This window comes from Massilia sp. LjRoot122, assembly GCF_964252725.1.
In the GTDB taxonomy this organism is placed as follows: Bacteria; Pseudomonadota; Gammaproteobacteria; order Burkholderiales; family Burkholderiaceae_D; genus Telluria.
In genome coordinates this window covers 1,319,040-1,344,236 of record NZ_CAXUPB020000001.1, presented here as the reverse complement: position 1 = coordinate 1,344,236, position 25,197 = coordinate 1,319,040, and the positions used below count along the sequence as shown (strand labels likewise).

Here is a 25,197-nt window from a genome sequence, read left to right as displayed (position 1 = left end):
GGTTCCCGCCTCCGCGGGAACGACGGGCTTATGTTTGTGGCCACAATAATCGGCACGTCATTCCCGCGCAGGCGGGAATCCAAGTTCCTCACCGAAGTTAAAGGGCTGAATTACCCAACCAGTCCCAGCGACTGCTTCTGCAAACGAATCAACTCCGTAATCCCCAACTGCCCGAGATCCAGCAAACGGTTCATGCCCACGCGGTCGAAAGCCGCGCCCTCGGCCGTACCTTGGACTTCGATGAAATGCCCCTGGTCCGTCATCACGATATTCATGTCGGTATCGCAATCCGAATCCTCGACATAATCCAGGTCCAGCACCGGCGTGCCCTTGTAGACGCCCACCGAGATCGCCGCCACGAAGTGCTTCACCGGCACCGCCGCCAGCAGGCCCTGCCCCACCAGCACGCTGAAGGCATCATAGGCCGCCACCATGGCGCCGGTGATCGAGGCGGTGCGGGTGCCGCCGTCGGCCTGGATGACGTCGCAGTCCAGGTGCAGGGTGCGCTCGCCGAAGGCTTCCAGGTCGAAGGCGGCGCGCAGGGAGCGGCCGATCAGGCGCTGGATTTCCTGGGTGCGGCCGGTCTGCTTGCCGCGCGCGGCCTCGCGGTCCATGCGGGTGTGGGTCGAGCGCGGCAGCATGCCGTATTCGGCCGTCAGCCAGCCCTGCCCTTTGCCCTTCAGGAAGCCCGGCACCTTTTCTTCGATGCTGGCGGTGCAGATCACCTTGGTGTCGCCGCATTCGATCAGCACCGATCCCTCGGCATGCCGGGTGTACTGGCGGGTGATGCGGATGCTGCGCAGCTGGTCGACCGCGCGTCCGCTCGGGCGTTGTGCAAACGTCATGGGAGCCTTTGTTATTTAAGTAATTGGGAAGATTTTTCGATCGCCTCGCGGATCTCGGCAATCGCCTTTTCGATCTCGTCTTCGTCAAACGCGTCGGCGCCCGACGGCAAGGGCTGGCCGGCGGTGATCGTCGAGCTGACCTCGTCCTCGGGCAGCATCTGGGTCGAGATCACGTCCGGTCCCAGGCTGTCCTTCGCCTCCGCACCTTGCCAGGTGATCGCCAGCGCGGTCGTGTTGTCCGCGCGCGCGCCGCCGATCGCGGCCGCCATCGCCACCATGTCGGGCACGGCCTGCACGATGGTCGAGGTGGACAGCCGGTGCACGATCTCGGTCTCGGGCAGCATGCCCCACAGGCCATCCGAGCAAAGCAGCAGCGTGTCCCCCGGCTCCAGGCTGGCCTGGCGCGAGAGCTCGACTTTCGGCGCCTGGTTGGCGCCGAGGCAGTTCCACAGCTTGTTGCGGTCCGGGTGGGTGTTGCGGTCGGCCTCGCTGGCCTTGCCGCGGTCGATCAGGTATTCGAGGTGCGAATGGTCGCGCGTGCGCGCCAGTACCTGGTTGCGGCGTACCCAGTACAGGCGCGAATCGCCGCAATGCGCCCACACGGCGCAGTTGTGCTGCACCAGGCAGGCCACCACCGTGGTGCGCGGCGTCTCGGGCAGCTTGTTGGCCTCGGCGTAGGCGAGGATGTCCCAGTGGGCCTGGTTCAGGGCTTCTTCCAGGAAGCGCTCGGGCTTCTTCACGTAGGGCTTGGCCTGCATGCGGAACATCATCGACAGGGTCTGCAGCGTGATGGTGGCGGCGACCTCGCCGGCCAGGTGGCCACCCATGCCGTCGGCCAGCACCAGCAGCAGCGCGTCGCGCGTGAAGCTGTAGCCCATGCGGTCCTGGTTGACCTTGCGCCCACCGATGTGGGTCTGCTGGTAGACGGAAAACTGCATTTTCTGCTCTCCTAGCTGGCTTTACGCCCGAATCCGAGGCGTCCGGCCAGGCCGCGCCAGCCGGCGGCCGGCGCTTCGGGTTCTTCTTCCTCGGCCTGCGGCGCGATCGAGGGCGCGGCCTGCAGCACCTTCTGCATCGCGAACACGCTCTGCAGGCGCGCCAGCGGATCGAGCGCCATGCAGGAGCGGACCATGTCGACCAGTTCGGGCGAGTAGCTGCCCTCCAGCCTGGCCAGCGCGGCCTCGGTCTTGTCCTCGATCTTGCGGGCTTCCACCGGCTGCGGCATCGAACGCGTCATGCAGGCGTACATGGCCGCGCCGATGCTGTAGATGTCGGTCCAGGGTCCCAGTGCCGCCGCCTTGCTGTACAGCTCGGGCGCCGCGAAGCCCGGCGTGTACATCGGCGCCAGCATCGGCGCATCGATGTTGATGGTCTGGCGTGCCGCGCCGAAGTCGAGCAGCAGCGGCGAGCCGTCGCTGCGCAGGTAGATGTTGGCCGGCTTCAGGTCCAGGTGCAGCAGCTTGTTGGCGTGCACTTCGCGCACGCCGGCGCACACGCCCTTGAACAGCTGGCGAATCGAGGCTTCGCCCATGCGGCTGCCCCTGGCATGCAGGCGCGCGATATGGTCCTGCAGCGTGTGGCCGGATTCGTAGGCCATCACCATGTAGACCGTCTCGTGGGCGCGGAAGAAATTCACCACCCGCACCACGTTGGGATGAACGATGCGCGCCAGCGCCCGCCCCTCTTCGAAGAAGCACTTCAGGCCGATGCGGAAGACCGGCAGATTGGGCTTGGAAACCACTGGTATCAACTCGCCGGGCGCGCGCAAGGCGAGCTGGCTGGGCAGGTATTCCTTGATGGCGACCGCGTTGCCTTCGGCGTCATATGCCAGATAAACAATACTGAACCCACCGGACGCAATTTTCTTTACAATGCGATATCCGGCAATTTCCAGGCCATCCGGCAGGGGGGCGTTATTCTGTGCGGCCATTCAGGAGAATCCTTGCTTAAGACAAGGATTGTGTGGGATAAATGTCGCCTTTGTAAAGAATAAAAAAACGGGGATTTCATTGAGCATTTCAAGCATGACAGGTTATGCGGTGGCCACCAGCGAAGGCGCTGCCGGCACCCTCACGATCGAGATCAAGAGCGTCAATTCGCGCTTCCTCGACCTCCAGTTCCGCATCAATGACGACCTGCGCGCGCTCGAACCCGACCTGCGCTCCGCCATCATGGCCGCGATCACCCGCGGCAAGGTCGAGGTGCGGCTGTCCTTCGGCCGCAAGGCTGCCGGCGGCTCGCAGGCCCTCAACCAGGAATTGCTGTCCGACCTCGCGCGCCTGCAGGCCGAAGTGACGAAGCACTTCGCCGCGGCGCCGCAGATGACGGTGGCCGAGCTGCTGCGCTGGCCCGGCGTCATCGAAGAATCGACTGTCGGCCAGGAGTCCCTGCAGCTCGATGTCGCCGCCCTCACCGCCACCACCGTCGCCGCCTTCGTCGACAGCCGCAAGCGCGAAGGCGCGGCGCTCGAAGCGATGCTGCTCTCGCGCATCGATTCAATGGAAGCGATCGTCAAGCGCATCACGCCGCTGATCCCGCAGGTGATCTCGCAGTTCCAGCAGAAAGCCGTCGAGCGCATGCAGGACGCGCTGGGCCTGGCCGGCCACGGCAACCCCTCGGTGCTGAGCCGCCAGGAAGTACTGGAGCGCATCCGCCAGGAAGTGACGCTGTACGGCATCCGCATCGACGTCTCGGAAGAGCTGTCGCGCCTGTCGGCACACCTGAACGAAACCCGCCACATCCTCAAGAAGGGCGGCCAGGTCGGCAAGCGCCTCGACTTCATGATGCAGGAGCTGAACCGCGAGGCGAATACGCTGGGCGCCAAGGCTTCGGTCAAGGAGCTGGCCGATGCGTCGATGGAGCTCAAGTTGCTGATCGAACAGATGCGCGAGCAGGTGCAGAACCTGGAATAATTTGTTGTCGCCGCGCAACAATGCGCGAGCGATATTTGAACGCGCGGGCGGGGGACCCGCCCACCCTACGAAGGGTGGGTATGTTCCTTGCCCGCGCGTTCAACGTTATGATGACACCACGTACTAACAAGGAATACACATGATCACTCCCGCCCTCTCCGGCAGCCTGTTCGTCGTCGCCGCCCCGTCCGGCGCCGGTAAATCGACCCTGGTCAACGCCCTGCTGAAGCTGGAACCGGGCATCAAGCTGTCGATCTCGACCACCACGCGTCCGCCGCGTCCGGGCGAGCAGGACGGCCGCGAGTACCACTTCACGTCGGCGGAAGACTTCGTCTCACGCGCCGACCGCGGCGAATTCATGGAATGGGCGGAAGTCCACGGCAACTATTACGGCACCAGCCGCCTGACCGTGGAGCAGGAAATGAAGAACGGCACCGACATCCTGCTGGAAATCGACTGGCAGGGCGCGCGCCAGGTCAAGAAGCAGTTCCCCGATGCGGCCGGCATCTTCATTCTGCCGCCGTCGATCGAAGCCCTGGAGGAGCGCCTGCACAAGCGCGGCACCGACGAGCCCCACATCATCACCCGCCGCCTGCTGGCCGCCGGGGGGGAGATCGCTCACGCTCCGGAGTTCGAATATGCTATCATCAACGAAGAGTTCAACGTCGCCCTCGGGGAACTGCAGGCGATCGTCAAAGCGACACGTTGCCGTTTCGCCCAGCAGGCGGCCCGCAACGCCGACTTGTTTGCCCAACTGGGAATCCACGCGCATCAACCAACGTAAGAGCGCGGCGCCGTAAATGGCTTGCCGCACATTGTCTATTCAGGAGTGACCATGGCCCGTATTACCATCGAAGATTGCCTCAAGAATATCCCGAACCGCTTCCAGCTGACCCTGGCCGCGACCTATCGCGCACGCCAGCTGCTGCAGGGCCACACCCCGAAGGTCGAAGCCAAGGACAAGCCGACCGTCGTCGCGCTGCGCGAAATCGCCGCCGGCAAGGTCGGCCTCGAGATGCTGAAAAAGGTGCCGATGTAAGAGCCCCCGGGGTGGGCGGATTTAGGTATATCGATATTCTGTTATTCTGTGCCTACACTGGCTGATCGATAGAACGCATGAAACTGTCTTCCCCGGATTCGACCCATCCAGACACCACCCCTGCCCGCGGCAAGCGCCCGGGCAAACCGCAAGACGCCGAGGCACCGGCGCCCGCCCCGGGCGTTGCCTCGGTCACGCAGCTGATCAACAAGCTGTCCGACTACCTCACCCCCGCCGAGCTGAAAAAGGTCAAGGAAGCCTACCGCTTCTCCGACGAGATGCATCTCGGCCAGGTCCGCAAGTCCGGTGAGCCCTACATCTCCCATCCGATCGCCGTCGCCGAGATCTGCGCCGAGTGGAAGCTCGATGCCCAGGCCATCATGGCCGCGCTGCTGCACGACGTGATCGAAGACCAGGACGTCAAGAAGGACGAACTGATCGAGCGCTTCGGCGCCCAGGTCGCCAACATGGTCGACGGCCTGTCCAAGCTCGAGAAGATCGAATTCCAAAGCCAGATCGAGGCCCAGGCCGAGAACTTCCGCAAGATGCTGCTGGCCATGGCCTCGGACGTGCGCGTCATCCTGATCAAGCTCGCCGACCGCCTGCACAATATGCGGACCATGGGCGTGATGGTGCCTGCCAAGCGCCGCCGCATCTCGCGCGAGACCATGGAAGTCTACGTGCCGATCGCGCATCGCCTCGGCCTGAACGACATCTACCGCGAGCTGCAGGACCTGTCCTTTGCCCATCTCTACCCGCTGCGCTGGTCCACGCTGGCCAAGGCCATCAAGGCGGCGCGCGGCAACCGCCGCGAAGTGGTCAAGAAGATCCTCGAGTCGGTCAAGAACCAGCTGGCCAGCGCCGGCATCGAGGCCGAAGTCTACGGCCGCGAGAAGACCCTGTACGGCATCTACAAGAAGATGCGCAACAAGCACCTGTCGTTCTCGCAGGTGCTCGACGTGTACGGCTTCCGCGTGGTGGTCGACACGGTCCCGAACTGCTACGTGGCGCTCGGCACCCTGCACGCCCTGTACAAGCCGATGCCCGGCAAGTTCAAGGACTACATCGCGATCCGCAAGATCAACGGCTACCAGTCGCTGCACACGACCCTGATCGGCCCCTACGGCACCCCGGTCGAATTCCAGATCCGCACCCAGGACATGCACCGCACCGCCGAGAGCGGCGTGGCGGCGCACTGGCTGTACAAGACCGGCGACTCGAACATGTCGGACCTGCAGCAGCGTACCCACGCCTGGCTGCAGTCGCTGCTCGACATCCAGCAGCAGACCGGCGACTCGGCCGAATTCCTCGAGCACGTGAAGGTCGACCTGTTCCCGGATTCGGTCTACGTGTTCACGCCGAAGTCGAAGATCATCGCGCTGCCGCGCGGCGCCACCGCGCTCGACTTCGCCTACTCGATCCACACCGGCATCGGCGACCACACGGTCTCGGTCAAGATCAACAACGAGCCGGCGCAGCTGCGCAACGAACTGCACAACGGCGACATCGTCGAAATCGTCACCGACCCGGAATCGCGCCCGAGCCCGACCTGGCTGAGCTATGTCCGCACCGGCAAGGCCCGTTCGGCGATCCGCCACTACCTGCGCACGGTGAACGTCAACGAGTCGGTCGAGCTGGGCCAGGAACTGCTGGCCGGCGCCCTCGCCGCGCGTAACCTCGGTCCAGACCTGCCGCCTGCCACGATCGAAAAGCTGCTGGCCGAATCCTCGGCCAAGTCGATGGAAGAGCTGTATGCCGACATCGGCATCGGCAAGCGCATGCCGCAGCTGGTGGCGCGCCACATCTTCGGCCTGATGGACGCCGACCCCGAGCACAAGCCATCCAGCCTGCCGATGCCGGCCAGCGACATCGATCCCGTCACCATCTACGGCAGCGAAGGCGTGTCGGTGCAGCTGGCGCCCTGCTGCCTGCCGATCCCGGGCGACCAGATCGTCGGCCAGCTGCGCCGCGACCAGGGCCTGGTGGTGCATACCAAGGACTGCCTGCCGGCGGCGCGGATCCGCGCCAAGGAACCCGACCGCTGGATCGCGGTGCAATGGGGCGAGGAACTCAACCGCCGCTTCGACTGCCGCATCCGCCTGCTCATCAACAACGAGAAGGGCATCCTGGCGCGCGTCGCGGCCGAGATCGGCGAGTCCGACGCCAACATCACCTATGTCGGCATGGACGAGGACGACGAACACGTGATGACGCAGCTGCGCTTCACCATCCAGGTGAAGGACCGGGTGCACCTGGCACAGCTGATCCGCAACCTGCGGCGGGTGGCGGGTGTGAACCGGGTCGAGCGCGAGCGTTCCTAGGCTTGAGCACTGGATTCCTGTCCCTCCCCGTAATAAATGCCATTATTTACACATGCACGAGTCCGTTTCGTGGCTTGATTGCCATCATTGTGGCGTATGTACAGCATTTCATTGCAAAATTTATCACTCGTTCACTATCTTTTTGGAATTGGTGGTATATTTTTTAGTACAAGAGTTTGTCACGCGACCTAATTCCTAAACCCAATCATGGCGCGCGCAACTCGATGACGTGCACCTGATCCCGCCCTGAAAGCCGGCGGGATCTAGCCCGAATTTCCTGCTTTAACGATACCAATACCTGCGGGGGCCATGTGGGCAATGCATATTGCGGCGACACGTCCGTATGCGCGGATGTGGACGACCTGGTACTAATCGCAAGAATGCGAGCCCTCCTCGGGCTCGCGATTCTGTTGACGGCCATGGTGGATCCGGCCCGACTCGGCACAACCCATCCAGTTGCAAAACTGGTGCTGTGCGCATATACGTTTCAGAACATCGTAACCCTGGTGTTCCGGCAAAGCGGCACGACGGTCCACCATCCGCGGCTGAGTCACTGGCTCGACGTATTCTGGTTCACCTTGTTCCTCGCCGTGACGGGGCCGCTGTCCAGCGTCTTTGCCCTGTTCTTTTTCGCGATCGCCACTGCGGTATTTCGCTGGGGCTACGACGAAGGCGCGCGTGTCACCCTGGCCAGCACCGTTCTCTACCTGCTGACCTGCATCGATGACATTGGCCAGGTGCCCGCCGCCAATTTTTTGCTGCGCGCCATTCTCCTGCTCGCAGTCGGTTGCATGCTGTCGCACTGGGGCGAAGCCCTGCTTGACAGCCGGCGCCGTATCGCCCTGCTGCGGGACGTGAGCCGCCTGTCGAACCCACGTTTCGGCGTCGACCATACGATCGCGTCGGTACTCGAACACGTCCGCAGCTTTTTCGATGCGACGACCTGCCTGGTACTGGTCCGGGACGAAGAGACGCGCGACTGGCGCTTGCGCTCCGTGAGCGGCAAGAACAGCACTGCCCTCGCCGGCCAGGTGCTCGACGACGAGGTCGCCGGCCTGTTCGCCAGCCTTGCACCGCGTTCCAGCGCCATCTACAAGAGCGCCTGGCATGCTTCCCTGCCCTGGACCGAGTCGCTCGCGATACGCGACGAGGGCCTGGGTAAATGGCAGCGTACGGCGGCCGAAGCCGGCTGCCGGCTGGCAGACCTGCTCGGGGCACGCAGTTTCATCTGCGCACCCATTCCCTTGCGCGAAGGTGAAGGACGGATCTTCGTTCTGTCGCCCCGACGCGAGCTGCGCACGCAGGATGCAGCCTTCCTCGCACAGGTGGCGGCCCAGGCCTTTCCCGTCATCGAAAATATCGCCCTGCTCGACCGCATGGCGTCGGAAGCCGGCCACCAGGAACGCCTGAAATTCTCGAACGACCTGCACGACAGCACCGTGCAATCCACGATCGGCCTGTCGCACGCCCTGCGCGCGCTGCTGCGCGAAGCAGGCCAGGACCCCATGGCAGCCCGGATACGCCAGGTCGCCGACATGGCCGACCACATGGTGCACGACCTGCGCCGCTTTTCCATCGCCACCCGCAATGCCGAACCATCCGGCGAATCGGCCTTCCTGCTCGCCTTGCGCTCCCAGGCAGCCCACTTCAAGACCTACCACAACCTGGACGTCGACCTGAGCGGTGGCGACACCCTCGACATCAACGACCGCATGGGCGTCGAAGTCGTGCAGTTGGTCCGCGAAGGGATCAGCAACATCCGGCGCCACACCGCCGCCTCGCGTGCCGCGATCAGGCTGCATCGCGGCGACGGCTGGCTGCATATCCGGATCGAGAACGAATGTCCTTCCGGCCAGCCGGCGCCGTTCACGCCGCGCTCGATCTCCGAACGCGCCGCCATGCTCGGCGGCGTGGCCTACGTGGGCAACACCGGCACCGGTACCGCGGTCCATGTCGACATCCCGCTCTGAACAACGATGACATCAACCGCGTCCCGCGCCCCGATTTCCGTCCTGCTGGTCGACGACCACAAGACCATGCTATGGGGCCTGGAACGCCTGATCGACAGTGAACACAGCGGCATGCGCGTGGTCGCCTGCGCCAGCAACCGCCAGGAGGCGCTGGAACATGCGGCCCGGCACTCGCCCGATGTTATCCTGCTCGACATCGATCTCGGCGGCGAGTGCTCGCTCGACTTCCTGCCTGCCCTGCTCGTGAGCGGCGTGTCGCGCGCGCTGGTCTTCACCGGCGTACGCGAACAAGCCGTGCTCGACCGCGCCATCGTGGCCGGCGCGCGCGGCGTGCTGCGCAAGGACGCGCCTGCGGAGGTCGTCCTGCGCGCCATCGAGAAGGTGCACCAGGGTGAGATGTGGCTGGCGCATGACATGATGGCCCGCATCTTCGGCGACCTGACCCGCCCGCGCACACCGCCGCCCCCCGATCCCTACCAGCAGAAGCTCGCATCGCTGACGGCCAAGGAACGCAAGATCGTCGACGCCATCGTGCGCGGCAACGGCTTGACCAACAAGGCTCTCGCCGCAAGCCTGTTCATCTCCGAACATACGCTGCGCAATTACCTCGTCACCATCTACAAGAAGCTGGACGTGAGCAACCGGCTCGAGCTCTACGTACTCGCGTCCAGCCAGGGCGAGCGCAGCAAGTCGGTCTGAGCTTTCAGGCGCTTTGTCCTCCCGACACCGTGACATTTGTCCCGGTTCTCTCCCCAAAAAACAGCGCAAATGACACCCCCTGGAAGGGGCGTATGTTGGATGTCGTCCTGTCGGAGAACACCTACAGTGTCTACATCAGCGCTGACATCAAGGCCTGGTGAAATCCGAACGATGTGCGGCAGACGTGAAAGGTTGGTCATGGGCTTACCCGATCATCTTCCGCCGGCGCTTGTCGATTTCATCCGGACCGGGGCCGGCAGTTCGCGGTATGAACATGCCCTGGTCTGGTCGCTCGTCGCTGTCGTTTGCATCCTCGCGATCATCGTGTTGGTGTAGGACGGCTCGGCGGTACGGCAAGGCGCTGACAAACAACCACCTTTCGATGGACAACCTGGGAGAAATATCATGGAAATGATCACGAACTTTATTCAAGAAGAAGACGGTGTGACGGCGATCGAATATGGCCTAATTGCGGCGCTGATTGCAGTGGTGATTATTGGCTCCGTAACGTTAGTTGGTTCAAAGCTCGATGCAATCTTTGCATACATCGCTGGAAAGTTGGTAGTTCCAGCGTAAGCCTTGGCTCCCCACCCTGTTCAACAGGGTGGAATCCGATCACCTAACATCCGGCAACCATGAAATTTAGTCTTCCACTATTTGCTAGTGAGTTGCAAATTTTCAGCTCGTATGCCCTTGCTCTGCATCTTGCTGCTCTACTCATCCTCCTTTTCGTGGCTGCCCTGGTTGACGTACGCGAACGGCGCATTCCGAATTGGCTTGTCGCTACGGGCATGGTCATCGGTATTCTGTTCCATACAATCGCCCCGCAAGGATCAGGCGTATGGTTCGCATTGTCGGGACTAGGCGTGGGTATAGTCACGTTGTTCCCGCTGTTCGCGTTCGGCGTATTAGGTGCAGGCGACGTCAAGCTGGTCGGCATGATCGGCGCCTTCCTCGGAGTCGGTGAGATTCTCGGCGTCATCCTCTTCAGCATGGCAGCTGGCGGCATATTGGCACTCAGCATGGCTGCGAGAAAAAAAATGCTGCTCGAGCTGCTCGCCAACCTGCGCCTGATGCTAATTCAGCGCCATATCCGCCAGCTGAGCGGCTCCCCTGCCAACGCCATGCCCGACCCGCCCTCGGTCGGCAAGATGCCGTACGCGGTCGCCATCTGCGCCGGCACCCTGGTCCAGCTGTTTTTCCTCTCCTAGTACGGGTGCCGCCATGGATACCATCGAGATGCAGTCAAGCCCAGGCTCCCTGGGCAAGGCCGGCCAGCGCGGCGGACCTGCCGGAGCCACGCTCCCCCCCGCCCCGCGTACGGTGCAGGACACCGGCCTGCCCTTCATCTTCCTGATCGAACTGGCGGTCAAGACCCTCTTCCTCGGCGGCCAGCTGCGCCTGACCGAACTGGCCGGCCGCATGAAATTGAGCGTCGGCGTCATCGATGCCCTGATCGGCTACCTGCGCACCGAAAAACTCTGCGAGATCAACCGCTCGGGCAGCACTGGAACCGACGCAGACATCAGCTACCGCCTGACCGACCTGGGACGCATGCGCGGCGCCGAATTCCTGGGCCGCTGCGCCTATGCCGGCCCGGCACCCGTGAGCCTGGACGACTACTGCGCCACGGTCCGCTCGCACAGCGTCGGCAGCATGTGCATTCCACGGGCCAGGGTCCACGATCACTTCGGCGACATCGTCGTGAACGCGGGGATCCTCGACCAGCTGGGTGCGGCGATGAACTCCGGCCGCGCGATGTTCATCCACGGCCCGGCCGGCAGCGGCAAGACCTACCTGGCCGAGCGGCTGTCCGGGCTGCTGAGCGGTGACATCTGCGTACCGTATGCGATCTTTGCCGGTGGCGAAGTCGTCCAGGTGTACGACCCCGTCGTGCACGCCCCAGGCACCGTTTGCGATTCCAGCGGCGAGACGCTCTACCGCCGCGGCACGCGCGATGCGCGCTGGATCTGCTGCCGGCGCCCGGCCGTGCTGACCGGCGGCGAACTGACGCTCGACATGTTGGACCTGAAATTCGACCATACCACCCGCTACTACCAGGCGCCGCCACACCTGAAGGCGAACAACGGCATCTTCATCATCGACGACCTGGGCCGCCAGCGCTGCTCACCCACCGACCTGCTGAACCGCTGGATCGTCCCGATGGATCGCAAGATCGACTTCCTGGCCCTGCACACCGGCTACAAGTTCGAGGTGCCCTTTGACGTGATCGTAGTGTTCTCGTCCAACCTGCCGCCGGCGGAGCTGGGCGACGGCGCTTTCCTGCGCCGCATCGGCTACAAGATCCACGTCGGCCCCGTTGTCGAGGAGGACTACCGCAGTATCTTCAAGAGCGTGTGCGCCGGGGCCGGCATTGCCTGGGATGAAGACTCCTTCGTTTACCTCCTGCATGAGCGGCATGCGCGCGAAGGCCGCCCCCTGCTGGCCTGCTATCCGCGCGACCTGGTGGGACAGGTGCGCGACCGCGCCGCCTACGACGGCGAGGAAGCCGCCCTGACGCCGCAGGCCCTCGAATGGGCATGGAACAACTACTTTACCGGGGTCCAGGCGGCGCCGGCCCACATGACCGAAGGTGAATGACATGAAAAATACGCGTGGACTTCTCATGCTCGGGCTCGCCCTGCTGCTTGCACTCGGCGCCGTGTTCGTGGCGGTGCGCTGGATCAATCAGCGTGCTTCCGGCAATACAGGCAAGGTTGCCGTCGCCATGGTCGACGTCGGCCTCGGCTCGCGCCTGACGCCCGAGATGGTGCGCCTGGTCGACTGGCCAACCGGCGCCATGCCTCCCGGTGCATTTTCGGATCCGAAAGCGCTAGCTGGCCGGGTCGTGCATACGACGCTCCAGCGCGGCGAACCCGTCATGGAATCCAAGCTGGCGCCGCCGGGTACGCTCGGCGGCCTGTCCGCCGTCGTCGCCAGCGGCAAGCGCGCCATGACCGTGCGGGTGAACGATGTGGTCGGCGTGGCCGGCTTCGCCCTCCCCGGCAATTTCGTCGACGTCCTGGTGAGCACCCAGAATGCGGCGCCGCGCGGCGGCCAGAACGAGGATGCGTCGATCTCGAAGATCGTCCTTGAACGCATCCTGGTGCTGGCGGTCGCCCAGGATCCCAACCGCGACGAGACCAAGGCCAAGGTCGTCAATGCGGTGACCCTCGAACTGACGCCCGAGCAGACCGAGAAGCTCGACCTCGCCCGCAGCGTCGGCACGCTCTCGCTGGTGCTGCGCAACCAGATCGATCCCGACCCGGTGAGCACGCAGGGCGCGACCAAGCACGCCCTGCTCGGACTGGTGCGTCCGGTGGTGGCGCGGCCGCGTCCGGCGGTGCGCAAGCTCATCGTGGCGCGCGAGCCGCAACACAAGGTCGATGTCATCAAGGGCCTCGAACGCAGCACCCAACACTTCTGACGAGGGCGGACCATGCAAGCGACCTGGACACACAAGGCAGTAAAGACACCCTGCGCGGGGCTGGCAGCGGCCTTGCTGGCGGCACTGGCATGCACCGCGCCGGCAGCGGCTGCTGACCGGGCAGCACGCGTGACGGCACTGGAGAAGAGCACCTTGCCACGTCCGTCCACATCGACCATCGCACCCAAGGTCACCCTGTCGGAAGGCAAATCGACGCTCATGCGCCTGCCGTTTCCGGCGGCCCGCCTGTCGGTCGGCGACGCGCGCGTGGCCGATGTCATCCTGCTCAACCCCGGTGAGCTCTACATGCTGGGCAAGTCGGTCGGCAGCACCAACCTGATCCTCTGGAACAAGGCGGGCGACGCCACCATCATCGACATTGCGGTGGACCTCGACACCAGCGGACTCGCCGCACGTTTCGAGCAGCTGCTGGCTGGCGAAAAGGACGTGAAGATCACGACGGCTGCGGATTCCGTGATCCTGTCCGGCGTGGTGTCGGATGCGGTAAAACTAGACCAGATGCTCTCGCTCGCGAACGCCTATGCGCAGCGCGGCGGCCAGACCGGCGGCAGCGGCGACGCAGCCGGCGCGGCTGCCGGAGCCGCAGGTGCCGGCGCCCAAGGCAAGGTCAAGGTCATCAATATGCTGTCGGTCGCGGCACCCCAGCAGGTCATGCTGGAAGTGAAGGTTGCCGAGATCTCGAAAACTCTGATCGACCAGCTCGGCGTCAGCATCGGGGCGAGCCGGACCAATGGCAGCTGGACCTACAGCTTCCTCTCCAATCTGCTTTCCGGCAATCCCAGCGTGCTCGACGCCTTCAACAACCGCAACGGCAACTTCCTGAGCATCGATGCGCAAAAGCGCGATGGCCTGATCAAGGTGCTGGCGGAGCCGAACATCATGGCCATCAGCGGACAGGAAGCCAGTTTCCTGGCTGGCGGCAAGATTTTTATCCCGGTCAGCCAGACCCAGAACAACGGTATTCCGACCATTACCCTGGAAGAGAAGGAGTACGGGGTGGCGGTGAAATTCACGCCGACCGTCCTCGAAGGCGGCAGGATCAACCTAAAAGTGGCGCCGGAGGTGTCCGACCTGAACAAGGAAGGGGTGGGCATCACCGCCACCGGGATCTCGACCACAGCGATCCTGCCCTCGTTCACGACCCGGCGCGCGACCACGACCGTGCAATTGTTCGACGGCCAGAGCTTCGCCATCGGCGGCCTGATCAAGAATAACGTCACGACCAACGTCAAGGCATTCCCGATGCTGGGCGAGATTCCTGTGCTCGGCGCCCTGTTCCGCAGCAGCGAATTCCAGACCGACCGTTCCGAGCTCGTCTTCATCATCACGCCGCGCTTGGTCAAGCCGCTACCGACGGACTACCGCCTGCCGACCGACGACTACGTGGAACCGAGCCGTTCCGAATTCTTCCTCGGCGGCCGCCAGGAGGGCAAGACCAGGGCCGACGCGAAGCCTCCGGTCACCGCCGCCGCGCCAACGGGTTTCGACCTGAAATAGGAGCGATCATGCGCATGCAACCGCTACTTTCCGCCGTCCTGACCGGGCTCGCCCTGGCCGTATCCGGATGCGCCATGCAGAACACCAACGCAGCGCTCGGCAGCAGCGTTGGCCTGACCATGGCGCAGCAGATCATGTATCCACAGGCCGGCGTCGAGCGCCGCGCCATCAGCGGCATCGACGGCCAAGCAGCCAAGAGCGCCTACGACGCCTATCAGAAAACCTATCGCGCACCGCAGCCGCAGCCGAACGTGTTCACGATCGGCGTCGGAGGCGCACGCTAAGTGGTGGACATCATGGCCCTCCCTCATTTGTCCAAGGTACTTGTCCGACGCCGCATGCCCGGCCACGAGGGTGGTGGCGTTGCCATCCTGATTGCGCTGACCCTTGCAGTCCTGATCGGCTTTGCCGGCATTGTGTTGGACCTCGGACGCCTGTTCGTCAACAAGACCGAATTGCAAAATGCGGCCGACGCTTGCGCGCTCGCCGCAGCCGGACAATTGGTATGCGATCCAGCGGGCGGCCTTTGTGAGGTTGGATTTTTGCATGATGCTGAGGCAGCCGGTATCTTCGTTGCTGCGCGTAACACCAGCGATTTCCAGGACGCTGCGGTGACGATCGCACCTGACGATGTCAAATTTCATACTGAGGTCGGGCCAATCGAAGACTTCAAAACGCGTTTAAGTGCTCATCCCAATTCAAAATTCGTCATGTGCACTGCCAGGTCCGCAGCGATCCCCCCCCGCTTCATGCAGGTGCTAAGAGCCTATCTTTCAGTTGTGTCCGAGCCAAGAGTAATCCAGGCGAGCGCGGTTGCTACCTTGGCACCAGGTCAGAGCGCCTGCAATGCTGCCCCGATTGGCATATGTACCAAGACGGGCGCAGCCGCTCCCAATTTTGGGTATGAAACCACTGCAGGTGCCGATGATGGCACAGTCAAGGTCGGCCAATGGATCACCGAGAGCTTCAACCGTGGGACAGGTGCGGACGATGATGCCGAGCTAGCGGGCACCACCTTCCGCTGGGTCGATTTCACCCCAAGCGCCGGTGGTGCCAGCGAGATCCGCGATCAGCTGCTCGGAAAAGGTTCGGTGTGCAATATCAGGGTCGACGAAAGCGACGTGCGGGAACAGGGAGTCAAGCAAGGAGCAAAAAGCGCCTGGAATACGCGCTTCGGCATCTACCCGAACGGCGCCAATGCTCCCACACCTGCCGATGTCGCACCGGACAAGACCGGCTACGCCTACCCAAGTGCCACGATTGGTTTTAACCAATCCGCCTACACGGACTACCGGGCCAGACAAGCTGCACATACCCCGTTCTCGAAGCAGGACTATGCGGAAAAAGGCCCGAATGGGAATGTCAACGGTAATCCGTTGTCGCAGTCCGAGCATCTGGAGTATGGAGCAGAGCGCCGTCTGGTGCCAGTTCCCCTCATCGAATGCGGCAAGGCACCGGCACCTACCAGGATTCGTGGCATGGGTTGCGTACTGATGCTGAACCCGATGTCGAACGGTTCGATCGGAACGATCTACCTGGAGTGGCGCGGCATGGCGAATTCTCCAAGCAGCCCATGCCGCAGCACCGGGCTGGCGGGTGGCACCAACGGCCCCCTCGTGCCAACCCTGGTCCAGTAGGAGAGCAATGTGCGTGCCGCAAAATCACAATCTGGTGCCGTCCTTATCGAACTTTCCCTGTTGCTGGTTCCCCTGCTTTTGCTGGTGTTCGGCATTACCGAGTTCGGCCGCGCCATCTACCAGTACAACGCGTTGACGAAAGGTGTGCGCGATGGTGTTCGCTATCTGTCGCAATATGCGCCGGGGAACGACGCCGACATTCGTGTGGCGCGGTCGTTGGTGGTCTGCGGGCTTCCACAAGAGTCATGCGGCGACGTCAAACCACTCGTACCGGGCATGTCCGCAGACTACGTACGCGTGATCGACCGGATCTCGGATCCAGACGGTTATGACCTCCAGTCCACCGGCCGCGGCACGCTCAACCTGGTACGTATTGAGATATCCGGGTTCACGTTCCGCAGCATGGCACCAGCCTTCGTTCCGGATGTCGTGTTCGGCCCTATTCACGCCACGATGATGCAGGCGCCATGAACTCTTCCATCTACCGTTATCGACACAGCCAGGGAGGCCTGGCCGCAGTTGAATTCGCGCTGATTGCTGCCCTCATCCTGTTTCCCCTGCTATTCGGGATCATCGAGTTTGGCAAGATCCTCTTCTATTGGAACGCTGCCACCGAAGCCACGCGCCTGGGAGCCCGCCTGGCAGTCGTTTGCGACCTCGCCGACAGTGCGGTCAAAAGCAGGATGAATGCCTTGTTCCCTGTGATTGAGACCGATCACATTGATATTGCCTACAAACCGGATGGCTGCACGACGAGTACCTGCATTCAGGTGGAGGTCTCCATCAAGCCAATCAATGTACCTACCTTTAATCCGTTCATGGATTCATCGATGAAATTCCAGCCATTTCGTACCACGCTGCCCAGGGAAAGCATGCGTAGCAGCGTCATCGGCTTGAGCGGTGTAGAAGTACCCAATCCGGTGTGTACGTGAACATCTGTGTATCTAGCAGACTAGCGCAAGAAAAGGAGTCATCGTGAAAATAGCCGTCGTATCGCGTAGTGAAAAACACCTGCTGGAGATCGCCAGGCTGCTGCGCGAACGCAGCGCGGCCGACGAGGTCGGCGTCGTCTCCGGTTCGCTCGAACGCTTCAGTAGCGGCGCCGTCGCCGCCATGCCGGACCTGCTGCTGCTCGACCAGCCGCTTGGCCCCGACCTGGCGCGGCTGGAGCGGCTGGTCGCCGCCCATCCGCGCATGACGGCGGTGGTCCTGTCCAGCATGCAAACCGTCGAGTTCATGATGGAAGCCATGCGCGCCGGGGTGCGCGAAGTGCTGCCGGCGCCGGTCAGCGCGGCCAGTCTCCTGCCTGCCGTGGCGCGCGTCGCCGACAAGCTCAACCTGCACGAACAGGCGAACGGCAAGGTGTTCGCCTTCGTGTCCTGCAAGGGCGGCAGCGGCGCCACCTTCCTCGCGACCAACCTGGCCTATACCCTGGCTGCGCTCCCCGGGAAGAAAGTGGCCCTGATCGACCTGAACCTGCAGTTCGGGGATGCCTCGCTGTTCCTCGCCGACCAGAAGCCGTTGGCCACGCTGGCCGACGTCTCACTGCAGATGCACCGCCTCGACGCTTCGCTGCTCGGCGCCAGCATGATGACGATCACGCCGACCCTGTCGGTACTGGCCGCGCCGGACGACCCGGTGCATGCAGGCGACGTCAGGCCGGAACACGTCGATACGCTGCTGTCCCTGGCACGCCGCCAGTTCGACTTCGTGGTCCTGGACGTCGCGCGTACCCTCGATCCGGTAGGGCTGCGCGGACTCGACCTGGCTGACACCATCTTCCCCGTCCTGCAGACCACCCTGCCCTATGTCCGCGACGGCAAGCGCCTGCTCGAAGTCTTCCGTTCGCTCGGCTATCCGGCCGAGAAGGTCAAGGTGATCGTCAACCGCCACCAGAAGAAAGCCCAGATCGGACTGCAGCACCTGGAGACGGCCTGCGGCGCACCGGTGTGGCGCCTGGTCCCCAACCATTACGAGACCGCCGCGGCCTCGGTCAACCAGGGCGTGCCCATCCTGAAGCTGGCGAAAAAGAGCCCGATCGCCAAGGCGCTCGACGAACTGGCGCACGTGCTGGCCGGGGACGATGCCGCCGTCAAGGAGAGCTGGCTATCACGGCTGCTGAAAAAGACGAAGCGCACAGCGCCCGAAGCGGTGCATGCCGCGCCAGCGGTAGTGGCACCGGCAGCGACCGCCAAGGAACCAGTATTCGAGGAGAAACAGGCATGGATTCCGAAATCCTGACGCTCAGGGACCGGCTGGCCAAAGCCAACGGCGCGCCAGCCGCACTGGCCTGCCAGCGGGCGGCCAACGCGGCTGGCTATGCCCAGGTCAAGCACCGCATCCACCAGGCCCTGCTCGACCGGGTCGACCTGGAAAGCCTGCAGAAGCTGTCGCCCGAACGCATCCGCGAGGAACTGCGGCTGCTGGTCGAGGAAATGCTCGACGAAGAGACGGCGCCGATCAACGACATCGAGCGACGCAGCCTGATCCGCGACATCCAGAACGAGATGCTGGGCCTGGGGCCGCTCGAACTGCTGCTGGATGATCCCTCGGTGTCCGACATCCTGATCAACACCCACAGCCAGGTCTACGTCGAGCGGCGCGGCAAGCTCGAACTGACGGACGTGCGCTTCAGCGACGACGCCCACCTTCTGAAGATCATCGACAAGATCGTCTCGCGGGTCGGCCGCCGCATCGACGAATCCTGCCCGATGGTGGATGCGCGCCTGCCGGACGGCTCGCGCGTGAACGCCATCATCCCGCCGCTGGCCATCGACGGTCCGATCGTGTCGATCCGGCGCTTTTCCGCCGACCCGCTGCGCCTGCAGGACCTGGTGGCCTACAAAAGCATGACGCCGGGCATGGCCGACATCCTACAGGGGCTGGGCAAGGCCGAAGTCAACATCTTGATCTCGGGCGGCACCGGCAGCGGCAAGACCACGATGCTGAACGTGATCTCCGGTTTCATCAGCTCGGAAGAACGGATCGTGACGATCGAGGACGCGGCCGAACTGCAGCTGCAGCAGCCGCACATCGTGCGCCTCGAGACGCGCCCGCCGAACATCGAGGGCCAGGGCGAGGTGACCCAGCGCGCCCTGGTGCGCAACGCGCTGCGGATGCGTCCGGACCGCATCATCCTGGGCGAAGTGCGCGGCGGCGAGGCGCTGGACATGCTGCAGGCGATGAACACCGGCCACGAGGGCTCGATGGCGACCATCCACGCGAATACCCCGCGCGACGCCCTGACCCGCCTGGAAAACATGATCAGCATGGCGGCCTCCTCCCTGCCGAGCAAGGCGATGCGCCAGCAGATCAGCTCCGCGGTGGGCGTGGTGCTGCAGGTATCGCGACTGACTGACGGCAAGCGCAAGCTGGTGTCGCTGCAGGAAGTGACTGGCATGGAGGGCGATGTCATCACGATGCAGGAAATCTTCCAGTTCAAGCAGACCGGCCTGGGCGAGAACGGTACGGTGATCGGCCATTTCTGCGCCACCGGCATCCGACCACGCTTCCTCGAGCGGCTGCGTACCTATGGGGTGAGCATCCCGGACAGCGTGTTCGATCCGACCCGCCAGTTCGCCTAGGAGCGCCCCATGGACTACCTGTATTTCGTGTTCGCCACCCTGATCTTTGTAGCCGTGGTGTTGCTGATCGAAGGCTTGTATGTGGCTTGGAACGCGTCGAAAGGCCCCGAGGCCCAACGTCTGGCCAAGCGGGTCCAAGCCATGTCCGCAGGCCTGGACGAAAAAGAGGCCGTGTCTATAACCAAGAAGCAGATGGCCAGCGCTAGCCCTGTCCTGCAACGTCTCATGGCGGTGTTGCCCCATGGAGCCCGTCTGGAAAGATTGCTGGCCCAATCCGGCAAGCAATGGACCTTGGGGGGCTTCGGCGCAGCATCGCTGGCGGCAGCATTGCTAGCCTGGGCCGCCGCCGCGTGGTTCGCGCTGCCCTTCCCGCTGCAACTGGCCGCCGCCGCCGCCGCAATGTCGCTGCCCTTCCAGGTGCTCCTGCGCGCACGCAACAAGCGCCTGCAGCGGATCGAGACCCAGCTGCCGGACGCACTCGACCTGATGGGCCGCGCCCTGCGCGCCGGCCATGCTTTTCCAACGGCGCTGAAGATGGTGGGCGACGAGATGAAGGATCCGCTCGGCGGGGAATTCGCGACCGTGTTCGACGAGGTCAACTTCGGCGTGGCTATGGGCGACGCGCTGATGTCCATGGCGAACCGGGTCGACAGCACCGACCTGCGCTATTTCGTGGTCGCCGTACTGATCCAGCGCGAGACCGGCGGCAACCTGTCCGAGCTGCTCGACAACATCTCGAAGATCATCCGTGACCGTCTCAAGCTGCTGGGCCAGGTCAGGGTGCTGTCGGCAGAAGGAAAAATGTCGGCCTGGGTGCTCGGTCTGCTGCCCTTCGGCGCGGCCGGCATGATCCAGCTCACCAATCCAAAATTCCTCCATGTACTGTTCACAGACCCAGCCGGCCAGAAAATGGTCGGGTTTGCGTTATTCATGATGATTCTCGGCTTTTTTTTCATGCGCAAGATCATCAAGATCCGCGTCTAACCAACCAAGGAGTATGCCATGACACTACTCGAGATCGGCTTCCTGGGATTGGTCTTCTGCATGGTATTTGGACTGGCCCTTTTCGCTTTCCGCGTCCTCGGCGCTTCGCCCATCCAGGAACGGCTCAACGCCGTGGGCATAAGCGTGGAGGTCCCGGGAGACGGCACGCCATCGTGGCTGACGAAAGTGGTTGCCGCCGCCGGACCGGTCGCCAAGCTGTCGCTGCCGGATGCAGAGGCCGAGAACTCGGCGGTGCGCGTACGCTTCATGACTGCTGGTTTTCGCCAAGCCTCAGCTCCCATCATCTTCTTCGCCACCAAAACCGTACTAGCGCTGGGCTTGCCGCTGGTGGTCTTCTTCGCGATGAGCGTGAAGAGCGGAAGCTCTTCCACCACGGTCATGCTGTTCTATGTGCTAAGCGCGGCCACCTTCGGCAACTACCTCCCAAACCTGGTCCTGAACAAGATGATCAAGCAGCGCCAGCGCGAGATCTTCGAGAACTTCCCCGACGCGCTTGACCTGATGACGATCTGCGTGGAAGCGGGCCTCGGCATGGATGCCGCGATCGCGCGCGTGGCGACCGAGATCTGCCTGAAGAGCCGCGTCCTCGGTGATGAAATGAACCTGGTGACGCTGGAACTGCGCGCCGGCAGCAGCAAGGAAAAGGCCCTGCGCGGGCTGGCGACCCGCACCGGGGTCGAGGACGTCGATGCGCTGGTGACCATGCTGATCCAGGCCGAGCGCTTCGGCACCAGCATCGCGGCATCGCTGCGGATCCAGTCCGAGCTGTTGCGTACCAAGCGCCGCCAGCGCGCCGAGGAGATGGCCGCCAAGATTGCGCTCAAGCTGCTGTTCCCGCTGATCTTCTTCATTTTCCCGTCGCTGCTGGTGGTGCTGATGGGCCCCGCCTTCATCCAGATCTACCGCGTCTTGCTGCCGACCTTCGCCGGCAACCAGTGAAAGGACACACCATGCGCACACCTACCGTCCTGGCCTTGCTCGCCGTGACCCTGCTGCCCGCCTGCAGGAACGTTCCCGCCCCGTTGCAGGCGCTGTTCCACCCCGCGCAGCAGGTGCGGCACGGCGGTAACGACGCCGCATCGAGTTATTACCGCCTCGGCCGCTACCACCAGGAGCGCGGAGAACTCGAGCAGGCCATGACGGCCTACAACTATGCCACCGCGCGCGATCCGCGCGCCCCCCTGCCGCGCATGGCGGCCGCGGTAATCCACGCCCAGCAGGGACGGCTGGCCCAGGCCAGGGCCATGCTGCTGGCGGTGTGCGCCGACCACCCTGCACTGGTGCAGCCGCTGAACAACCTCGGCTACGTGTACTACCTGCAGGGCGACTATGCCGCCGCCGCCGACGCCTTCCGCGCGGTGCTTGCCCTCCAGCCAGGCAACGAGCGCGCGCTGAACAACCTGCAGCTGGCCGAAGGCGGCGGCCAGCGCGGCGCCGCACCGACCGCGGTATTGGCGGCAACGCCGCAGCCTGCGCCTGCCCCCGCTTCAGCGCCCGCCGCAACGGAGCCCGCAGCCGGCGGCCTGCGCCTGGTGCAAAGCGCGCCCAATGTCTACGAACTGCGCCAGGTACAGGCCGCCCCGCCTTCGCCGGAGCTTGCGCCGGCGGCGCGCAAGGACCTGCGCCTGGAAATCGCCAACGGCAACGGCGCCACCGGCCTGGCGAAGCGCTTCCGCGATGCGCTGGCCACGCAGGGACACCGGGCGACCCGCCTGACCAACGCCAAACCCTTCGGCCAACCGAAGACGCGGATCGAATTCCGTCCCGGCTTCGAAACCGAGGCACAAGGACTGCGCCTTGCGCTGGGCGGCAAAGCCGTCCTGGCGCCGGCCGCGCCGCAGGCAGCTGCCGACTTGCGCCTGCTGCTCGGCAAGGATGCCGCGCTGGCGCCAGCCCCTGCGCTGCTGACCGCTGCCACCAACAAATAATCAATCCATCCTAGAGGAGCGTCCATGAGAACAACGACGAAGCGCACAGCCCTGGCAACGGCCGCCGGCACGCTTGCCTGCCTGCTGGCAGCCTGCGGCGGCGGTGGCGACGGAGGAGATGGCTGCCGGACACTCGACGGCACCCGCAATTCGGCCCTACCGTCCTGTACGGCAGCGGCCGGTCCCGGAACACCCGCCGCCCCCGCCGCGCTGGCGCCGCTCGTCGTCACGCTCACCGATGCCGCCGGCGCGGCCACCACCATGGTGACGCCAAATGCGCCGGCTACGGTGAAAGCGCTGGTCAAGGACGGCAATGGCAATCCCGTTCAGAACGTGGCAGTCCGCTTTACCAGTACCGACGCGAGCGCGGTCATGGTCCCCACGGCAGGCAGCGCGCTGACCGACGCCTCGGGCATGGCGAGCATCAAGCTGGGGACTGGCAGCCAGGCCGGCGCCTTCACGGTGACTGCCACCGCCAGCCGCGACGGCGCCAACGCCACCGGCAGCGTCAGCTATGCCGTGGCCTTCCCGAAGCTGACGATGAGCACCCTGTCGGTCAGCCCCACGCCCCTGCCCGCCGGCGCCACCGCGCGGCTGTCGGTGACCCTGCTGGATGGCGGCACGCCCTTCGCACCGGCGCAGTCGGTCAGCTTCACGTCCCCCTGCGCCGCCGCGGGCAAGGCCGAAATCAGTTCTCCGGTGACCACGATTGGCGGGGTGGCGACGACCTCGTATGTCGACAAGGGCTGCGGCGCGCCCGACGTGGTCACCGCCTCGACCATCCTGGCGGGCGCCTCGACCACCCAGACCGCGACCGTCAGCGTCGAGGCTGCGCTGCCCGGCCAGCTGGCCTTCGTGTCGGCCCTGCCGCAGAACATCTCGCTGAAGGGCACGGGCGGCGCCGGGCGCCAAGAATCCTCGACCGTCGTGTTCAAGCTGCGCGACAGGAACGGCAATCCCCTGTCGGGCCAGCGCATCGATTTCTCGCTCACCACGACGGTCGGCGGACTGTCCCTCAATCCGGCTTCGTCCACCACGGGCGCCGACGGCACCGCCAGTACCACGGTCGCCGGCGGCACCGTGAACACGCCGGTGCGCGTCATCGCGACGGTGCCCGGAACGGCAATCACGACCATGTCGGACCAGCTGGTGGTCTCCACCGGCGTGCCGGACCAGAACAGCTTCACCCTGGCGACCGAAATCTTCAACGTCGAAGGCATGAACGTCAGCGGCTGTCCCGCGCCGACCGGGTCGCTGGTCACGGTACGGCTGGCCGACCACTTCAACAATCCGGCGCCGGACGGCACCGCCGTCAGCTTTACCGCGGAAGGTGGCACGATCGACGGTTCCTGCCTTACGGGGCTGGTGAACACCACACTGACCGACGGTACCGTCGTTCAGCAAAAAGGAATACCTGGCTCCTGCACTGTGCGCTTCTGCGCCGCCAACCCGCGTCCCGCGGACGGCCGCGTGACCGTGCTGGCCTATGCGCTGGGCGAGGAAAGCTTCGACGATGCCGCGGGAACCAATATTTATTTCGACGAGGCCAAGGACGCCTTCCAGGACCTGGGCGAACCCTTCCGCAACGACCGCGCCATCACCCACCGCAACGCGAATGCGAATTGGGCGCCGGACGCCAACTGGATTCCGGCACGCACCACCGCCGGACCGGACGATGGCTGGTCGAGCGGGAACGCGGCGCGCGGTACCAACGAGATCTTCATCGATTCGAACGCCAGCGGCGGCTGGGATAGCAAAGGGGATGGCGTCTACAACGGCGTGCTGAAGCAGCCTGTTGGCGCGACCCGCCTGGTCACCCACGTGCGCAGTGCCCTGGTCCAGGTGATGTCAACCAGTACAGCCGCCATCACCTCGCTCGGGCCGCAGTCGGTGGCGCTGAGCCACTGCGTCCACGGCACGCCCTTCGTCAACACGGCAGTCACGCTGCAGTTGGCCATTCGCGACACCAACCCGACCTTGTTCGTCCTGAACCGCGCCGGGGTCGAGCCGCTGCGGCTACCGCTCGATCTGCCGGGGAATATCCTCCCGGCCGGTTCGAAGATCGAATTCCTGGCATCGAACGGTACAATCCTGAGCGAACGCAGCTACGTCGTGCCGAATACCAGCGAACCGAGCGCCCAGGCCTGGATCTATACGATCCAGATGCAGAGCGATGCCACCCAGACCTCGCCGGCCGGCCTGCCGCCGCTGTACTGCTCCAACCCGGTCACCAATGGCGCGCTCACCGTCAAGGTCACCTCGCCCTCGGGCATGGTCACGACCAAGTCCTACCCGGTGACCGACTGAGCGAG

24 protein-coding genes are annotated in these 25,197 nt (G+C 64.1%); 21 read left to right on the top strand and 3 right to left on the bottom strand.

All coding sequences use genetic code 11. From position 1 onward, the window contains the following. Window positions 1-110: 110 nt before the first annotated feature. The 3 genes from rph to ACSQ25_RS05880 are packed head-to-tail and all read right to left on the bottom strand — an operon-like array spanning window position 111 to window position 2,775. Window positions 111-845 (bottom strand): ribonuclease PH, encoded by a 735-nt coding sequence (rph, locus tag ACSQ25_RS05890; protein ID WP_436104777.1) that lies wholly within the window; start codon window positions 843-845, stop codon window positions 111-113. 11 nt (window positions 846-856) lie between these two features. After that, a complete protein-coding gene (locus ACSQ25_RS05885) occupies window positions 857-1,783 on the bottom strand; it encodes a PP2C family protein-serine/threonine phosphatase (protein WP_436104776.1) in 927 nt (308 codons plus the stop codon). An 11-nt stretch (window positions 1,784-1,794) separates the two neighbouring features. After that, on the bottom strand, window positions 1,795-2,775 hold the full coding sequence (locus ACSQ25_RS05880; RefSeq protein ID WP_436104775.1) for a serine/threonine protein kinase: 981 nt from the start codon (window positions 2,773-2,775) through the stop codon (window positions 1,795-1,797). A 94-nt stretch (window positions 2,776-2,869) separates the two neighbouring features. Between ACSQ25_RS05880 and ACSQ25_RS05875 the strand changes: the two genes are divergently transcribed. The 21 genes from ACSQ25_RS05875 (at window position 2,870) to ACSQ25_RS05775 (ending at window position 25,192) form a co-directional block, all read left to right on the top strand. After that, window positions 2,870-3,757, top strand: coding sequence for a YicC/YloC family endoribonuclease (locus ACSQ25_RS05875; protein WP_436104774.1), 888 nt, complete (start codon window positions 2,870-2,872; stop codon window positions 3,755-3,757). Window positions 3,758-3,896: 139 nt separating this feature from the next. Then, window positions 3,897-4,541: a guanylate kinase gene (gene gmk / locus ACSQ25_RS05870; RefSeq protein WP_436104773.1), complete on the top strand. Its 645-nt coding sequence runs from the start codon at window positions 3,897-3,899 to the stop codon at window positions 4,539-4,541. Window positions 4,542-4,592: 51 nt separating this feature from the next. Then, entirely contained in the window at window positions 4,593-4,796 is a 204-nt protein-coding gene (gene rpoZ, locus ACSQ25_RS05865; RefSeq protein ID WP_056443456.1) for a DNA-directed RNA polymerase subunit omega, read from the top strand. 77 nt (window positions 4,797-4,873) lie between these two features. Further along, window positions 4,874-7,117, top strand: coding sequence for a RelA/SpoT family protein (locus tag ACSQ25_RS05860; RefSeq protein ID WP_436104772.1), 2,244 nt, complete (start codon window positions 4,874-4,876; stop codon window positions 7,115-7,117). Between the two features lie 506 nt (window positions 7,118-7,623). Then, window positions 7,624-9,087, top strand: a complete 1,464-nt coding sequence (locus ACSQ25_RS05855; protein WP_436104771.1) for a sensor histidine kinase — start codon at window positions 7,624-7,626, stop codon at window positions 9,085-9,087. Between the two features lie 6 nt (window positions 9,088-9,093). Then, window positions 9,094-9,786, top strand: coding sequence for a response regulator (locus ACSQ25_RS05850; protein WP_436104770.1), 693 nt, complete (start codon window positions 9,094-9,096; stop codon window positions 9,784-9,786). 405 nt (window positions 9,787-10,191) lie between these two features. Beyond that, window positions 10,192-10,362 (top strand): Flp family type IVb pilin, encoded by a 171-nt coding sequence (locus tag ACSQ25_RS05845; RefSeq protein ID WP_436104769.1) that lies wholly within the window; start codon window positions 10,192-10,194, stop codon window positions 10,360-10,362. Between the two features lie 59 nt (window positions 10,363-10,421). Then, on the top strand, window positions 10,422-10,997 hold the full coding sequence (locus tag ACSQ25_RS05840) for an A24 family peptidase (RefSeq protein WP_436104768.1): 576 nt from the start codon (window positions 10,422-10,424) through the stop codon (window positions 10,995-10,997). A 13-nt stretch (window positions 10,998-11,010) separates the two neighbouring features. After that, window positions 11,011-12,387, top strand: a complete 1,377-nt coding sequence (locus ACSQ25_RS05835; RefSeq protein ID WP_436104767.1) for an ATP-binding protein — start codon at window positions 11,011-11,013, stop codon at window positions 12,385-12,387. Window position 12,388: 1 nt separating this feature from the next. Beyond that, window positions 12,389-13,213 carry a Flp pilus assembly protein CpaB gene (gene cpaB / locus ACSQ25_RS05830; protein WP_436104766.1) on the top strand — a complete coding sequence of 275 codons (825 nt, stop codon included), beginning with the start codon at window positions 12,389-12,391 and terminating at the stop codon, window positions 13,211-13,213. 12 nt (window positions 13,214-13,225) lie between these two features. Then, window positions 13,226-14,731, top strand: a complete 1,506-nt coding sequence (locus ACSQ25_RS05825; protein ID WP_436104765.1) for a type II and III secretion system protein family protein — start codon at window positions 13,226-13,228, stop codon at window positions 14,729-14,731. A gap of 8 nt (window positions 14,732-14,739) precedes the next feature. Further along, window positions 14,740-15,015: a pilus assembly protein gene (locus tag ACSQ25_RS05820; RefSeq protein WP_436104764.1), complete on the top strand. Its 276-nt coding sequence runs from the start codon at window positions 14,740-14,742 to the stop codon at window positions 15,013-15,015. After that, complete coding sequence (locus ACSQ25_RS05815) at window positions 15,016-16,368, top strand: pilus assembly protein TadG-related protein (RefSeq protein WP_436104763.1); 1,353 nt, start codon at window positions 15,016-15,018, stop codon at window positions 16,366-16,368. Between the two features lie 9 nt (window positions 16,369-16,377). Then, window positions 16,378-16,839, top strand: a complete 462-nt coding sequence (locus tag ACSQ25_RS05810; protein WP_436104762.1) for a TadE/TadG family type IV pilus assembly protein — start codon at window positions 16,378-16,380, stop codon at window positions 16,837-16,839. Further along, window positions 16,836-17,300, top strand: coding sequence for a TadE/TadG family type IV pilus assembly protein (locus ACSQ25_RS05805; protein WP_436104761.1), 465 nt, complete (start codon window positions 16,836-16,838; stop codon window positions 17,298-17,300). Before ACSQ25_RS05810 ends, ACSQ25_RS05805 begins: the two co-directional genes overlap by 4 nt. 43 nt (window positions 17,301-17,343) lie before the next feature. Continuing rightward, window positions 17,344-18,609 (top strand): AAA family ATPase, encoded by a 1,266-nt coding sequence (locus ACSQ25_RS05800; protein ID WP_436104760.1) that lies wholly within the window; start codon window positions 17,344-17,346, stop codon window positions 18,607-18,609. Next, the gene (locus ACSQ25_RS05795) at window positions 18,591-19,952 is read left to right on the top strand and encodes a CpaF family protein (RefSeq protein WP_436104759.1); all 1,362 of its coding nucleotides are present in this window, start codon (window positions 18,591-18,593) and stop codon (window positions 19,950-19,952) included. The genes ACSQ25_RS05800 and ACSQ25_RS05795 overlap by 19 nt, the downstream gene beginning before the upstream one ends. 9 nt (window positions 19,953-19,961) lie before the next feature. Next, on the top strand, window positions 19,962-20,936 hold the full coding sequence (locus tag ACSQ25_RS05790; protein WP_436104758.1) for a type II secretion system F family protein: 975 nt from the start codon (window positions 19,962-19,964) through the stop codon (window positions 20,934-20,936). A gap of 18 nt (window positions 20,937-20,954) precedes the next feature. Next, window positions 20,955-21,896 (top strand): type II secretion system F family protein, encoded by a 942-nt coding sequence (locus ACSQ25_RS05785; protein ID WP_436104757.1) that lies wholly within the window; start codon window positions 20,955-20,957, stop codon window positions 21,894-21,896. 11 nt (window positions 21,897-21,907) lie between these two features. After that, window positions 21,908-22,885, top strand: coding sequence for a tetratricopeptide repeat protein (locus ACSQ25_RS05780; protein ID WP_436104756.1), 978 nt, complete (start codon window positions 21,908-21,910; stop codon window positions 22,883-22,885). Between the two features lie 24 nt (window positions 22,886-22,909). Further along, window positions 22,910-25,192 (top strand): Ig-like domain-containing protein, encoded by a 2,283-nt coding sequence (locus tag ACSQ25_RS05775; RefSeq protein WP_436104755.1) that lies wholly within the window; start codon window positions 22,910-22,912, stop codon window positions 25,190-25,192. The last annotated feature ends 5 nt before the right edge of the window (window positions 25,193-25,197 follow it).

What these genes read in the sequence shown, in the direction of transcription:
- cpaB (WP_436104766.1), top strand. Translation starts at nt 12,389, where the DNA reads ATGAAAAATACGCGTGGACTTCTCATGCTCGGGCTCGCCCTGCTGCTT.
- ACSQ25_RS05875 (WP_436104774.1), top strand. Translation starts at nt 2,870, where the DNA reads ATGACAGGTTATGCGGTGGCCACCAGCGAAGGCGCTGCCGGCACCCTC.
- ACSQ25_RS05805 (WP_436104761.1), top strand. Translation starts at nt 16,836, where the DNA reads ATGAACTCTTCCATCTACCGTTATCGACACAGCCAGGGAGGCCTGGCC.
- ACSQ25_RS05825 (WP_436104765.1), top strand. Translation starts at nt 13,226, where the DNA reads ATGCAAGCGACCTGGACACACAAGGCAGTAAAGACACCCTGCGCGGGG.
- ACSQ25_RS05820 (WP_436104764.1), top strand. Translation starts at nt 14,740, where the DNA reads ATGCGCATGCAACCGCTACTTTCCGCCGTCCTGACCGGGCTCGCCCTG.
- gmk (WP_436104773.1), top strand. Translation starts at nt 3,897, where the DNA reads ATGATCACTCCCGCCCTCTCCGGCAGCCTGTTCGTCGTCGCCGCCCCG.
- ACSQ25_RS05835 (WP_436104767.1), top strand. Translation starts at nt 11,011, where the DNA reads ATGGATACCATCGAGATGCAGTCAAGCCCAGGCTCCCTGGGCAAGGCC.
- ACSQ25_RS05885 (WP_436104776.1), bottom strand. Translation starts at nt 1,783, where the DNA reads ATGCAGTTTTCCGTCTACCAGCAGACCCACATCGGTGGGCGCAAGGTC.
- ACSQ25_RS05850 (WP_436104770.1), top strand. Translation starts at nt 9,094, where the DNA reads ATGACATCAACCGCGTCCCGCGCCCCGATTTCCGTCCTGCTGGTCGAC.
- ACSQ25_RS05845 (WP_436104769.1), top strand. Translation starts at nt 10,192, where the DNA reads ATGGAAATGATCACGAACTTTATTCAAGAAGAAGACGGTGTGACGGCG.
- ACSQ25_RS05785 (WP_436104757.1), top strand. Translation starts at nt 20,955, where the DNA reads ATGACACTACTCGAGATCGGCTTCCTGGGATTGGTCTTCTGCATGGTA.
- rph (WP_436104777.1), bottom strand. Translation starts at nt 845, where the DNA reads ATGACGTTTGCACAACGCCCGAGCGGACGCGCGGTCGACCAGCTGCGC.
- ACSQ25_RS05840 (WP_436104768.1), top strand. Translation starts at nt 10,422, where the DNA reads ATGAAATTTAGTCTTCCACTATTTGCTAGTGAGTTGCAAATTTTCAGC.
- rpoZ (WP_056443456.1), top strand. Translation starts at nt 4,593, where the DNA reads ATGGCCCGTATTACCATCGAAGATTGCCTCAAGAATATCCCGAACCGC.
- ACSQ25_RS05775 (WP_436104755.1), top strand. Translation starts at nt 22,910, where the DNA reads ATGAGAACAACGACGAAGCGCACAGCCCTGGCAACGGCCGCCGGCACG.
- ACSQ25_RS05860 (WP_436104772.1), top strand. Translation starts at nt 4,874, where the DNA reads ATGAAACTGTCTTCCCCGGATTCGACCCATCCAGACACCACCCCTGCC.
- ACSQ25_RS05795 (WP_436104759.1), top strand. Translation starts at nt 18,591, where the DNA reads ATGGATTCCGAAATCCTGACGCTCAGGGACCGGCTGGCCAAAGCCAAC.
- ACSQ25_RS05780 (WP_436104756.1), top strand. Translation starts at nt 21,908, where the DNA reads ATGCGCACACCTACCGTCCTGGCCTTGCTCGCCGTGACCCTGCTGCCC.
- ACSQ25_RS05880 (WP_436104775.1), bottom strand. Translation starts at nt 2,775, where the DNA reads ATGGCCGCACAGAATAACGCCCCCCTGCCGGATGGCCTGGAAATTGCC.
- ACSQ25_RS05790 (WP_436104758.1), top strand. Translation starts at nt 19,962, where the DNA reads ATGGACTACCTGTATTTCGTGTTCGCCACCCTGATCTTTGTAGCCGTG.